This window comes from Oerskovia sp. Root22, from assembly GCF_001429135.1.
Classification (GTDB): domain Bacteria; phylum Actinomycetota; class Actinomycetes; order Actinomycetales; family Cellulomonadaceae; genus Oerskovia; species Oerskovia enterophila.
In genome coordinates, this window is sequence record NZ_LMIL01000013.1 from 144,896 (window position 1) to 156,819 (window position 11,924).

General features: G+C 73.1%; 10 protein-coding genes. 6 read left to right on the forward strand and 4 right to left on the reverse strand.

Translation table 11 applies throughout. The annotated features are described in order from the left end of the window. Positions 1 to 59: 59 nt before the first annotated feature. The 3 genes from thiD (at position 60) to ASE15_RS19500 (ending at position 4,489) form a co-directional block, all read left to right on the forward strand. Positions 60 to 860, forward strand: a complete 801-nt coding sequence (gene thiD / locus ASE15_RS19490; RefSeq protein WP_056654349.1) for a bifunctional hydroxymethylpyrimidine kinase/phosphomethylpyrimidine kinase — start codon at positions 60 to 62, stop codon at positions 858 to 860. Positions 861 to 1,212: 352 nt separating this feature from the next. Next, positions 1,213 to 1,650, forward strand: coding sequence for a VapA/VapB family virulence-associated protein (locus ASE15_RS19495; RefSeq protein ID WP_056654353.1), 438 nt, complete (start codon positions 1,213 to 1,215; stop codon positions 1,648 to 1,650). Positions 1,651 to 1,810: 160 nt separating this feature from the next. After that, the gene (locus tag ASE15_RS19500; protein WP_056654357.1) at positions 1,811 to 4,489 is read left to right on the forward strand and encodes a phosphoenolpyruvate carboxylase; all 2,679 of its coding nucleotides are present in this window, start codon (positions 1,811 to 1,813) and stop codon (positions 4,487 to 4,489) included. Between the two features lie 135 nt (positions 4,490 to 4,624). Here ASE15_RS19500 and ASE15_RS19505 read toward each other — a convergent pair whose 3' ends face one another. Further along, the gene (locus ASE15_RS19505; protein WP_056654423.1) at positions 4,625 to 5,407 is read right to left on the reverse strand and encodes a deoxyribonuclease IV; all 783 of its coding nucleotides are present in this window, start codon (positions 5,405 to 5,407) and stop codon (positions 4,625 to 4,627) included. 131 nt (positions 5,408 to 5,538) lie between these two features. Then, positions 5,539 to 6,153 carry an SRPBCC family protein gene (locus tag ASE15_RS19510; protein ID WP_056765322.1) on the reverse strand — a complete coding sequence of 205 codons (615 nt, stop codon included), beginning with the start codon at positions 6,151 to 6,153 and terminating at the stop codon, positions 5,539 to 5,541. A 102-nt stretch (positions 6,154 to 6,255) separates the two neighbouring features. Here ASE15_RS19510 and ASE15_RS19515 point away from each other — a divergent pair, with 102 nt between their 5' ends. After that, complete coding sequence (locus ASE15_RS19515; RefSeq protein WP_056654363.1) at positions 6,256 to 6,555, forward strand: MTH1187 family thiamine-binding protein; 300 nt, start codon at positions 6,256 to 6,258, stop codon at positions 6,553 to 6,555. Positions 6,556 to 6,702: 147 nt separating this feature from the next. Beyond that, positions 6,703 to 8,250 carry a DUF4357 domain-containing protein gene (locus ASE15_RS21285; protein ID WP_056654366.1) on the forward strand — a complete coding sequence of 516 codons (1,548 nt, stop codon included), beginning with the start codon at positions 6,703 to 6,705 and terminating at the stop codon, positions 8,248 to 8,250. A 122-nt stretch (positions 8,251 to 8,372) separates the two neighbouring features. Here ASE15_RS21285 and ASE15_RS19525 read toward each other — a convergent pair whose 3' ends face one another. Together ASE15_RS19525 and ASE15_RS19530 are read right to left on the reverse strand one after the other, a co-directional pair. Then, positions 8,373 to 9,266, reverse strand: coding sequence for an ABC transporter permease (locus tag ASE15_RS19525; RefSeq protein ID WP_082618619.1), 894 nt, complete (start codon positions 9,264 to 9,266; stop codon positions 8,373 to 8,375). Then, positions 9,263 to 10,414, reverse strand: a complete 1,152-nt coding sequence (locus ASE15_RS19530) for an ATP-binding cassette domain-containing protein (RefSeq protein WP_082618620.1) — start codon at positions 10,412 to 10,414, stop codon at positions 9,263 to 9,265. Before ASE15_RS19530 ends, ASE15_RS19525 begins: the two co-directional genes overlap by 4 nt. 85 nt (positions 10,415 to 10,499) lie before the next feature. Between ASE15_RS19530 and ASE15_RS19535 the strand changes: the two genes are divergently transcribed. Beyond that, entirely contained in the window at positions 10,500 to 11,543 is a 1,044-nt protein-coding gene (locus tag ASE15_RS19535) for a YafY family protein (RefSeq protein ID WP_056654370.1), read from the forward strand. Positions 11,544 to 11,924: the final 381 nt, after the last annotated feature.

The window sequence follows — 11,924 nt, forward strand, 5'->3', positions numbered from 1 at the left end:
CTTTCCCGGGGGCTCGGCCCGGGCCCACCACCCCTTTCTCGAAGGACACAGGCAGCACCATGGTCAACCTCGCGTACGTCATCGCCGGATCGGAAGCCACCGGGGGAGCCGGCATCCAGGCCGACCTCAAGACGTTCCAGGAGCTGGGCGTCTACGGCGTCGGGACCCTGACGTGCATCGTGTCGTTCGACCCGAAGAACGACTGGGGCCACCGGTTCGTCCCGGTCGAGCCGCAGGTCATCGCGGACCAGTTCGAGGCCGCGACCAGCACGTACGACCTCGACGTCGTGAAGATCGGCATGCTCGGCACGCCCGCGACGATCGACGTGGTGGCCGAGTCGCTCGCGAGCCAGCGCTGGCACCACGTGGTCCTCGACCCGGTCCTGATCTGCAAGGGCCAGGAGCCGGGCGCGGCCCTCGACACCGACACCGCGCTGCGCGAGAAGATCCTGCCGTTCGCCACGGTCATCACCCCGAACGTGTTCGAGGCCAAGATCCTGTCCGGCATGGACACGATCGAGTCGGTCGACGACCTGGTCGAGGCCGCCGAGCGCATCCACGCGCTGGGCCCGGACTTCGTCGTCGTCAAGGGCGGCGTCGAGCTGCCCGGCCCGGACGCCGTCGACGTCCTGTTCGACGGCCAGGAGATCACGGTCTTCTCCGTCCCCAAGGTGGGCGAGGAGCGCGTGAGCGGCGCGGGCTGCACGTTCGCCGCGGCGATCACCGCGGAGCTCGCCAAGGGCAACGACGTCGAGCGCGCCGTGGGCGTCGCGAAGCAGATGGTCACCGAGGCGATCGAGGCGCGCGTGAGCTCGCACGCGCCGTTCGACACGGTGTGGCAGGGCGCGTACACGGACTGACCCGGTACGGGGAGGGCCGTCACGGCCCTTCCCGACGACGTCACGCGCCCGGGCGAGGTCTCCTCGCCCGGGCGTCGTGCTGCCCGGGGATTTCACCCTTCCCCGGCCGGTGCGCCGGGGGCCGCGGTGTCACCCTGGAAGCACGGGGAGGCTGACGCGCTCGGTGCGGGCCCCAGGTCCCCGTTCGGTGGCTCCACAGCCGCAGGGGTGAGTTCCGCACGGTGAGCCGGGTCGCGTCGACGTTCGCGACGGGGGTCGTTCGTCACGGCCTCCGTCTGTCTGCGACCTTCCGACGGCAGGGACGCGCGGCGTCCCGAGCGTACGGACGAACGCAGACGAACAGGGGAATGTCATGAGCGAGACCACGGTGGACATCGACACGATCGTGTCGGACTTCGAGGCGTCCGTGAAGGACGTGCTCGACCAGGAGAAGATCGACGCCGCGGTGGCGACGTTGAGGGCCACCCGTACGTCCTACCCGGCCACGGGAACGGTCGTCGGCCTGATCTTCTACTACCGGATCACGGTGGACATCACCGGGACCCAGCACCAGTTCGTCGGCAACGCCGGCGGTGTCGGAGGGCTCGGCGGCGGTGGCTTCTGGGGCGACGTCTACACGGACGACATCGAGCGGCTCTACCGCGACACGGTGAGCTTCCAGTTCAACGCGACACCGGTCTACTTCAACGTGAACTTCTTCGACGGCAGCTCGAACCTCCTGGGCAACATCCAGGCAGGGGGGCTCGCGGTCCTGCTGGGCACGGGAGGCGGTTCCGGCAGCTGGAGCTGATGAGTGCCGGGCGACCGCCCGCCCCAGCGAGGCGGGCGGTCGCCCTTCTCGTCCGCGCGGCCCGGAGGAGGCCGATCGTGGTCGCCCGGCTCCGCCGAGGACCGACCATCAGGCAGACGCATGGACGCGCCGGGACCCGGAGCACTTAGGCTTCCGACCTGTGAGCGACAACCTTCCCCCCGAATCCACCGACGGCAACGGCCGCACGGGCGCCCGGCACGAGGTCCCGGCGCCGCTGCGTGACGACGTCCGCCTCCTCGGCCGACTGCTCGGCACGGTCCTGACGGAGACGGGGGACCCCGCGCTGCTCGACGACGTCGAGCACCTGCGCGAGCTCTCGATCCGCGCGTACGGCGAGCACGCCGACGCCGCGCTCGAGGAGGCCGAACGCCTCGTCGAGAGCTTCAGCCACGAGCGCGCCGAGCAGGTCGCCCGCGCGTTCACGGTCTACTTCCACCTGGCGAACCTCGCCGAGGAGCACCACCGGGTGCGCGTCCTGCACGACCGCGAGGCCGAGCTGGCCCCGTCCGTGGTCGACGACACGCTGCCCGAGGCCTTCACGCAGCTCGCGGACGAGGTCGGTCACTCCGAGGCGCTCGCCCGGCTCCAGCGGCTCGAGTTCCGCCCGGTCCTCACGGCCCACCCGACCGAGGCCCGCCGTCGGGCCGTGTCCGCCTCGATCCGCCGCCTGTCCGCGCTGCTGACCGAGCGCGACGGCCTGCCGGCCGGTGGCGCGTCGCTCGCGGAGAACGAGCGCAAGCTCCTCGCCGAGATCGACGGCCTGTGGCGCACGTCCCCGATCCGCGCCGCGAAGCCCACCCCGCTCGACGAGGTCCGCACCGCGATGAGCGTGTTCGACGCGACCCTCTTCTCGGTGTTCCCCACCGTCTACCGTCGCCTCGACGACTGGCTCCTGGCGGACAAGGCAGGTCACGACCGCCCGCTCGCCGCACCGTTCGTGCGCCTGGGCACCTGGATCGGTGGCGACCGCGACGGCAACCCGAACGTCACGGCAGAGACCACGCGGCAGGCCGCGGCCATCGCGGCCGACCACGCGCTCCGGGCCCTCGAGCAGGCCGCCCAGCGGATCGGGCGCACGCTCACGCTCGACGAGCACGGCACGCCCGCCTCCGACGGCCTGCGCTCGCTGTGGCAGAAGCAGCGTCAGCTCTCCGAGGCCATCACGGCCGAGGCCGCGTCCGAGTCGCCCAGCGAGCCGCACCGTGCGGTCATGCTCGTCGTGGCCCGCCGCGTCGCGGCGACGCGCCTGCGCGACGCCGACCTCGCCTACCAGACGCCCGAGCAGCTCGAGGCCGACCTCAAGGTCGTCCAGGACTCGCTCATCGCGGCGGGCGCTCCCCGCGCGGCCTACGGAGACCTGCAGCAGCTTGTGTGGCAGGTCCAGACCTTCGGGTTCCACCTGGCCGAGCTCGAGGTCCGTCAGCACTCGCAGGTCCACGAGGCAGCCCTCGCGGAGATCGCGGAGCACGGCGTGCACGGCCAGCTGTCCGACCGCACGCGCGAGGTCCTCGACACCTACCGCGCGATCGGCTCGATCCAGCAGCGCTACGGCATCCGTGCCGCGCGCCGCTACATCGTCTCGTTCACGCAGAAGCCCGAGCACCTGGCCGCGGTCTACCAGCTCGCCGAGCACGCGTTCGACGGCGCGGACGACGCCCCGGTGATCGACGCGATCCCCCTGTTCGAGACCTTCGCCGACCTCGAGGCGAGCGTCGAGATCCTCGAGGCCTCGCTCGAGCTGCCCCAGGTCCAGCGCCGGCTCGCCGAGAACGGCCGCAAGGTCGAGGTCATGCTCGGCTACTCGGACTCCTCCAAGGACGTCGGCCCGGTCTCGGCCACGCTCGCTCTGCACTCGGCGCAGAGCCGCATCGCCGAGTGGGCGCAGCGCCACGAGATCAACCTGACGCTGTTCCACGGCCGCGGCGGCGCGCTCGGGCGTGGCGGCGGCCCCGCGAACCGCGCGGTCCTGGCCCAGCCCCCGGGCTCGGTCGACGGCCGCTTCAAGCTGACCGAGCAGGGCGAGGTCATCACGGCCCGCTACGGCGACGCGACGATCGCCGCCCGGCACATCGAGCAGGTCGCGGCCGCGACGTTGCTCGCCTCCGCGCCGTCGGTCGAGCGCCGCAACGCCGAGGCCACCGCGCGCTTCGCTGACGTGGCCGCCGCGCTCGACTCGTCCTCGCGCGAGCACTTCCACGCGCTGGTCCGCAGCGAGGGGTTCCCGCAGTGGTTCTCCGAGGTGACCCCGCTCGAGGAGGTCGGCCTGCTGCCGATCGGCTCGCGCCCGGCCCGCCGCGGCCTGTCGGTCGAGTCGCTCGAGGACCTGCGCGCGATCCCGTGGGTCTTCTCGTGGTCGCAGGCCCGCATCAACCTCGCCGGCTGGTACGGCCTGGGCACCTCGCTCCGCGAGTTCGGCGACCTCGAGCGGCTGCGCGAGGCGCACCGCGACTGGCCGCTGTTCGCGACGCTCATCGACAACGTCGAGATGTCGCTCGCCAAGGCCGACGAGCGGATCGCGGAGCGCTACCTCGCGCTCGGCGACCGCGACGACCTGGCCGAGAAGATCCTCGAGGAGCTGCGCCTGACGCGCGAGTGGGTCCTCAAGATCTCGGGCAGCGAGTGGCCGCTGGCCGGCCGCCGCGTCCTGGGCCGCGCGGTCCAGCTGCGCAGCCCGTACGTCGACGCGCTCTCGCTGCTCCAGCTGCGCGCGCTGCGTGGCCTGCGCTCGGGCGCCGAGGGCGAGTACAAGGACGGTCTGCAGCACCTGCTGCTGCTCACGGTCAACGGCGTCGCGGCCGGCCTGCAGAACACGGGCTGACCTCTCGCCGGTGCCGGCTCCCGGCGCTGCGCCGGCGCACCCCTCGGTGCCGCACGTCCGGTGGGCGTTCGTCTCGACCCGGAGACGGACGCCCACCGCACCCGGCCCCCGCGGCGACCTGCGCCGCGGGGCAGTTCAGCCCAGGCGCGAGCGCAACCAGGCGATGTCCGGGCCCATGTCGCCGTGCGTCTCGCAGATCACGGGCGCCCCGGCCGAGGCGACGACCGCGACCAGCTCGTCGGGCGGGACGAGCCCGTCGCCGAAGTGCGCGTGGCGGTCCGCCCCCGAGCCGAACGTGTCCCGGCTGTCGTTCGCGTGCACCAGGTCGATCCGGCCCGTCACGGCGCGGACCTGGTCCGCTGCGGTGCTCAGGTCGATCCCGCCCGCCCAGGCGTGGCACGTGTCGAGCGTGAAGCCGACCTGGTCGCCACCCTCCGCCGCCCCGATCGCGTCCCACAGCCGCCCGATGCTCTCGATCGTGCGGGCCATCGACTTGGCCCCGCCCGCGGTGTTCTCGATCAGGACGGGGACCTTGGCGTCGAGCGCGTCGATCGCCTTGCGCCAGTTGTCGTAGCCGACCGCGACGTCGTCGTTCGCGGTCACGTGGCCGCCGTGCACGATCACGCCCTTGGCGCCGATCTCGGCTGCGCCGTCGACGATCTTCTGGAGCGACTTGCGGCTCGGGATACGGATGCGGTTGTTGGTGCTCGCGACGTTGATGACGTACGGCGCGTGCACGTAGACGTCGAGGTCCGCTGCCGCGGCGTCCGCGCGCAGGGCCTCGGCCCCGCCCGGGTAGGTGAACTCGGCGCCCTTCCAGCCCTGCGGGTCGCCCAGGAAGACCTGGACCTGGTCGGCGCCGATCTCTCGTGCCTGGTTGACGGCGTCGGCCTGGTCGACGTGTGCTCCGATTCGCATGGGGCCCACGCTACGTGCAGCGGGGGACGCTCGGCGCGGCGAGCCCGCACCCGAGGGCCGACGACCCGTCCACGGCGCGCGCCGTGCCCGCACGACGGCGAGCCGCGCCCCACCTTCGGGGAGGGAGCCCCTCAGACCAGCGCCGCGAGCGCGTCGAGCCGGCCCTTCCAGAACTCCTTGAGCGGTGCGACCTCGTCGACCGTCGGCACCCCCGAGTAGCTCACCGCGACCCGGGTCCGGGACCCACCGGCCACGCCCGGGTTCGCCGCGTCGAAGGTCAGGAGCACGCGGCGCGCGCGCCCGGTCGCCCCGCCCACGGCCTCGTTGGGCCAGCGCAGCCGCACCGACCGGTCGATCGTCCGCCCGACGACGTCCAGGTCGCCTGCGACCCCGACCTCCGCCAGAGCGGGAGCCAACCACGCGGCGCGGGCGCCGTCGTCGGACACGAGGGCGTAGACCGCCGCGGGCGTCGCGTCCACGGTCCTGGAGACCGAGACGTCGAACGTGCCGTCGGCCCGCTGCCCGGGCGCGCGCATCCCGCGCTCCTGCTCGTACGCGACGGTGAGCGACTGCGCCCACCACGCGTCGACCCCCTGGTCCTCGACGAGCCAGGTCGCGATCCGGGTGTGCGTCCACCCGGTCGCGCCCTGCGCGTCGAGGAGCTCGAACCAGGCTGCCCGGGGCTGCCCCGTCGCGGCCACGACCGCGTCGTCCCCGACCGTCTGCGTGCTGCGTCTGGTGACCATGCGACCACGCTACGGCGCGCCCCCGGGCCTGTCAGAAGATGCGACGGGCAGGTCCCGGCCGGGGGAGTCCGGCCCGCCGGCAGGACGCGGCATGATGGACGCATGGCCATCTTCGCTTTCTCCGTCGCCCCGCTCGGTGCCGGCGAGTCCGTCACGGACTCCGTCGCCGAGGCAGTCCGCATCGTCCGCGCCTCGGGTCTGCCGAACCGGACGACGTCGATGTTCACCGAGATCGAGGGTGAATGGGATGAAGTCATGGACGTGGTCAAGCGTGCGACCGAGGCCGTCGGCGCGGGCGGGCAGCGGGTCTCGCTCGTCCTCAAGGCGGACATCCGCCCAGGTCACACGGGGGAGCTGACGGGCAAGGTCGAGCGTGTCGAGGAGCGTCTCGCGCGCGACTGAGCGTCGAGCATCGCCGGCGTCCCACAGGGTGAAACCGGCGTTTACGGCGTGCACTCACGGGCGTCGTAGGCTATGCGGCAACGCCGCCGTCCCGGGCAGCGTTCGAGGCTGCGTTACGAGCCGTGTCACAAGTCGCAGGAGACCACGATGCCCCTCTTCGAGGTGGACGCCGAGCGTCCAGTTCTCGTCCGCCCGTCGCAGCCGGCGGGTGGGGGGTTCGGCACGGTCGCGCAGCGCGTGGTCGACGGCCACCTCGACGGCCTGCTCGGCGAGCAGATCTTCCCCGTGCGGCAGGGCTCGTCGGTCGACGAGCCGCACCTCCTGGCTCTCGACGCGGCCGGGCTGCCCGTGGTCATCGAGGTCGTCGCCGAGCTGACCGAGGAGACGCTCACCCGTGCCATGAACCATGCGGGCCGGGCCGGTCAGCTCACGCGCGCGGAGCTCGCGAGCCGCTACGCCGGGGGTGCGGGGCGCTTCCAGCAGGACGTCTCGACGTTCTACGACAACGTCCCGCTGACCCGCTCGCAGGCGACGTCGCGCGCCACGGGGGCTCGACTGATCGTCATCTGCTCGAGCGCGGAGGACGGGATCGTGGACGCCCTCGACTTCCTGCGCCAGCCGGGGTCGTCGGTCTCGGTCCTCAAGCTCGGGGTCATGCACGGCGCCGACGGCCGCCGGTTCGTCGACGTCTCGCCCCTGGTCCCCGAGCGCCGGTCGCGCTCGACGGTCCCTGCGGCACCGCCCCGCCCCGCGGTCGGGAACCGGTCCGCGGCGGCCACGGCCGACTTCGCGGAGGGCGTCGCGGTGGGTCGCGCGCTGACGGGCAAGCTGCCGATCGTCACGCAGCGCTCGCGCGCCGACCGTCGGCGCGGCACGGAGCTCGAGGCCGCTGAGACGGTCTACGGATCGTCCGCGGGCTCGATGGCCGAGACGGGACGCCTCGAGCCCGTCCTCGAACCGCTGCTCCCGGCGCCCCCGGTGCCCGCGCCCCCGGTCGCCCCGGACCTCGCGCTGAGCGTCCCGCCCGTCGTCCCCGAGCCGGTGCCCAGCCTCCCGCTCGAGCCGCTCACGGTCCCGCCCGTCCCGCTGCTGGCGAGCCCCCCGGGGGACGAGGCCTCGGAGCAGGGGCGCTACTCGTCGTCGTCGGCGTACTCGAGCCCGCCCGACGACGCCCTGTCGTCGCGCACGCCCAGCCGGTCCTCGATCCTGACGCGCGAGTCCATCAGGACCCGCGAGTCGATCCGGACGCGGGAGTCCGTGCTGACGCGCGAGTCGTACCAGGCGGAGGAGCCCGCGTACGACCCGCTGTCCTACCAGCCACCCGCGAACGTCCCCGTGGTCGACGCCCTGAGCACGATCGACCCGCTGGGTCAGGACCTGGTGCCGGCCCCGCCGCCCGCACCCGCGTCGCCCCTGGACGACGACCCGGACGACGACCCCGACCTCCACTCGCTCGCGCGGTCCTTCGGGACCCCGGTCTCGCTCGTCTGGTCGCGACCGCGTCGCGGGCAGCGCTTCGAGGCGGTCCTGTACCCGGACGGTTTCATCGAGCTGACCGACGGCGCCCGCTTCCGTCACCCGGACGCGGCAGCGGTCGCGGTGTCGGGGACCGCGACGGCCGACGGGTGGAGCGTGTGGCGCCTGGGCGACGGCGGGCCCACGCTCACGGACGCGTTCCGCGAGCAGTACGCCTGACGCCCGACCACCACGCCTGACGCCCGGTCGGCGACGACGCCGACGGCCGGTGAGACGACGACGGGGCGGCACGCCTGCGGGCGTGCCACCCCGTCTCCGTCCTGGGAGAGCCGTGGGAGGAGTCAGTCCGTGCTGCGCACCATGGTCCGGATCCCCACCGCGAGCCCGACGCCGGCGGTCACCACCGCGGCCACCCAGCCCCAGGCGGCGGCCGACGAGGTCAGGTCGCCCGCGAACAGCGAGCGCTCGGCGTCGACCAGGTAGGTCAGGGGGTTGAGGTGGGCTGCGGCCCGCATCCATCCCGGCCCGGTCTCGAGGGGCAGCAGCATGCCGGACAGGATCATGAGCGGGAAGAGCAGCGTCTGCTGCACGAGCCAGAACATCCACTCCTGCTTGCGCACCGCGAGGGCCAGGGCGTAGCTGAGCGACCCGACCCCGACGCCGAAGATCGCGAGCATGAGCAGCCCGAGCACCGCGCCGACGGGGTAGAGCTCGAACCCGAACGGCAGCATCACGAGGACGACCACGACCGACTGCGCAGCGATCGGCACCATCTCCTTGAGCGCGCGCCCCACGAGCAGCGACGGCCGGGACAGCGGCGAGACGAGCATGCGCTCGTGAGCCCCGGTGTTGAGCTCCTGCTGGAGGTTCGCGCCCGTGGTCGAGGTGCCGAACAGCGTGGTCATCACGAGGATCGACGGCACGAACCACTGCCAGACGCTGCCACCCAGCGTCCCGGCCGCGCCGCCGTCCTGCCCGCTGAGCGTGCCGACGAGCAGCGGCCCGAACAGTGCGAGGAACACGAGGGGCTGGACCAGGCCGAACACGACCGAGAACGGGTCGTGGAGCAGGGGCCGCAGCTCGCGGACCAGGACGATGCTGGTGTCGCGGGCCAGGTGGGTGAGCCGGCCGCGGGGGCGCGCGCCGGGGCGGCTCCTGGCCGAGCCGGCCCGACGGGGACCGGCAGACCCGCCGCCGGCCGGGGCCGGAGAGGTCGTGGTGTCGACGGTGCTCATGCTGCGTCCTTCCCGGAGAGCGCGGTGCCCTCGCTGGTCCGTGCGGTGACGTGGTCTGCGGCGACCGACGGTGCGCCGGCGCCCGAGGGGCCGGCCGCGTCTGCTGCGCCCGAGGTGCTGGTCTTGTCTGCTGCGCCCGAGGTGCTGGTCTTGTCTGCTGCGCCCGACTCGCGCAGGCTGCGCCCGGTCAGCGCGAGGAACACGTCGTCGAGCGTCGGGCGGTGGACCTGGGCCGAGGTCACGGTGATGCCCGCGTGGTCGGCCGCGCGCAGCAGGGCCGGGAGCAGCGCGGGGCCGTCCGTGACCCGTGCCGTGACCTGGGTGCCGCGGGCCGGGGTCTCGTCGGTCTCGACCTCCCGTACCCCGTCGGCGCGGGAGACGAGCTGCGCGAGGCGAGCGCCGTCGTCGGGCACCGTGGTCTCGAGGACCACGCGGTCCCCGGCAAGGTTCGTCTTGAGCGCCTCCGCGGTGTCGTCCGCGATCACCTCGCCGTGGTCGACGACTACGACGCGCTCGGCCATGGTGTCGGCCTCGTCGAGGTAGTGCGTCGTCAGGACGATCGTCATGGGGTCGCCCGCCCGGGTGAGCGCGTCGGCCCGCATGCGCAGGACGTGCTCCCACAGGTTGGCGCGGTTGTGGGGGTCGAGCCCGGTCGAGGGCTCGTCGAGGAACAGGAGCGAGGGCGCGTGGACCAGGCCCATCGCGACGTCGAGGCGCCGACGCTGCCCGCCCGAGAGGTCCGCGACCTTGCGCGTGCGCAGCGAGGTCAGGTCGAGCGCCTCGAACAGCTCGTCGGCGCGGCGCCGCGCGGACCGACGGTCGAGGCCGTAGACGACGCCTTGCGTCACGAGCTCGTCGACGGCGCGCTGGTTGTGGCCCGCGGCGTTGCCCTGCCCGACGTACCCGATGTGGTGACGGACCTGCGCGGGGTGCGCGACGACGTCGTACCCCGCGACGGTCGCGCTGCCCGCGGTGGGAGCGATGAGCGTCGTGAGCATGCGCAGGGTCGTGGTCTTGCCGGCCCCGTTGGGGCCCAGGACGGCGACGAGCTCGCCCGGCTCGATGTCGAGCGAGATCCCGCGCACGGCGTGCACGGTCTCGTGGCGGCTCACGACGAAGTCCTTCGTGAGGGAGCGGGTGTGGATCACGGTGTCCTCCAGGAGTGGGTGATGACTCCACCCTGTCGGAGGTAGCGGTCAGGTTCTGTCCGCTACCTCGTGCGACGCTGGGAGCATGCTCGAGACATCGGCCCGGCTCCTCGCCCTGCTCTCCCTGCTCCAGGCCCGGCGGGACTGGCCCGGGGAGGCCCTCGCCGACCGCTTGCGCGTCAGCCCACGCACCGTGCGGCGCGACGTCGACCGGTTGCGCGAGCTCGGCTACCCCGTGCGCGCGACCAAGGGGCCAGACGGCGGGTACCGCCTCGACGCGGGCGCCGAGCTCCCGCCCCTGCTGTTCGACGACGAGCAGGCCGTCGCGGTCGCGGTCGCCCTCCAGACGACCCACGTGGGCGGGATCGAGGAACCTGCGCGCCGTGCGCTCGCGACCATCCGCCAGGTCATGCCCGCGCGGCTGCGCGGACGCATCGACGCGCTCGAGGTGACCGCGGTCCGGTCTGCGCGGGACGAGGCGAGGCCGGTCGTGGACCAGGCCGTGCTCGTCGCGGTGGGGAGCGCCGTGCGGGCGCGCGAGGTGCTGCGCTTCGACTACGACGGCGGGTCCTCGCCCCTGCTCGGCTCGGGCGAGGCGGCCTTCCGGCCCCCGCGGCGGGCCGAGCCCCACCACCTCGTGACGTGGGGAGGACGCTGGTACCTCGTCGCGTGGGACCTCGAGCGCCAGGACTGGCGCACGTTCCGCGTCGACCGCATGACGCCGAGGACCCCGACGGGGCCCCGGTTCGCGCCCCGGGAGCTCCCGGCGGTGCCCCCGGGCGCGGGCTCGGAGGCTGGGGGCGAGCGGGAGCGGAAGGGCAGGGACAAGGAGCCCGACGTCGCCGCGTATGTCGCGCACGTCTTCTCCCGTCCCCGGTGGCCCGTCGAGGGCGAGGTGGTGCTGCAGGCGCGGGCCGACGTGCTCGCGCCCTGGGTCGGCGACCAGGGTGTCGTCGAGGCGATCGGCCCCGACCGGTCCCGCCTGGTCGCCGGCTCGTGGTCCTGGCGCGGGCTCGCGGCGTGGGTCGGGATGTTCGACGTGCCGTTCGAGGTGGTCGGCCCCCAGGAGCTGCGCGACGCGGTGCGCGAGCTGGGGGAGAGGTACCGGGGCGCGGTCGAGGGTGGGTGAGCGTGGCTGCGTGGTGTGCCGAGGGGCGGTGACCGGGGTCACCTCCGGCCAGGTTGACCTGGGGGTTCACGTCCCCGTAATGTTCTCGAAGTCAGCCCGGCAGGGAGAAACAGACACCACTGCGAAGCTCCTCGGAGCCGCCGCGAAGTGGCTGTTCCCGGGGCTGGAATCCGAAACTCGAGCTGGTCGCCTCGCGCCTCCAGGACGAAGGACGGAGCCGATCTTCCAGTTTTGACCCGGTTCGCCCGGGTTTGAAACGAAGAAGCCGGTCTGGTAGGTTTAAGAAGTTGCCCCGAGTGAAGGCCTGGAAACGGGTTGGAGTCGGTGCGTGTCGGTTGCTTGAGAACTCAACAGTGTGCTTGATAGTTAATGCCAATTGTC

What these genes read in the sequence shown, in the direction of transcription:
- ASE15_RS19495 (WP_056654353.1), top strand. Translation starts at nt 1,213, where the DNA reads ATGAGCGAGACCACGGTGGACATCGACACGATCGTGTCGGACTTCGAG.
- ASE15_RS21285 (WP_056654366.1), top strand. Translation starts at nt 6,703, where the DNA reads ATGCCCCTCTTCGAGGTGGACGCCGAGCGTCCAGTTCTCGTCCGCCCG.
- ASE15_RS19505 (WP_056654423.1), bottom strand. Translation starts at nt 5,407, where the DNA reads ATGCGAATCGGAGCACACGTCGACCAGGCCGACGCCGTCAACCAGGCA.
- ASE15_RS19510 (WP_056765322.1), bottom strand. Translation starts at nt 6,153, where the DNA reads ATGGTCACCAGACGCAGCACGCAGACGGTCGGGGACGACGCGGTCGTG.
- ASE15_RS19525 (WP_082618619.1), bottom strand. Translation starts at nt 9,266, where the DNA reads ATGAGCACCGTCGACACCACGACCTCTCCGGCCCCGGCCGGCGGCGGG.
- thiD (WP_056654349.1), top strand. Translation starts at nt 60, where the DNA reads ATGGTCAACCTCGCGTACGTCATCGCCGGATCGGAAGCCACCGGGGGA.
- ASE15_RS19535 (WP_056654370.1), top strand. Translation starts at nt 10,500, where the DNA reads ATGCTCGAGACATCGGCCCGGCTCCTCGCCCTGCTCTCCCTGCTCCAG.
- ASE15_RS19515 (WP_056654363.1), top strand. Translation starts at nt 6,256, where the DNA reads ATGGCCATCTTCGCTTTCTCCGTCGCCCCGCTCGGTGCCGGCGAGTCC.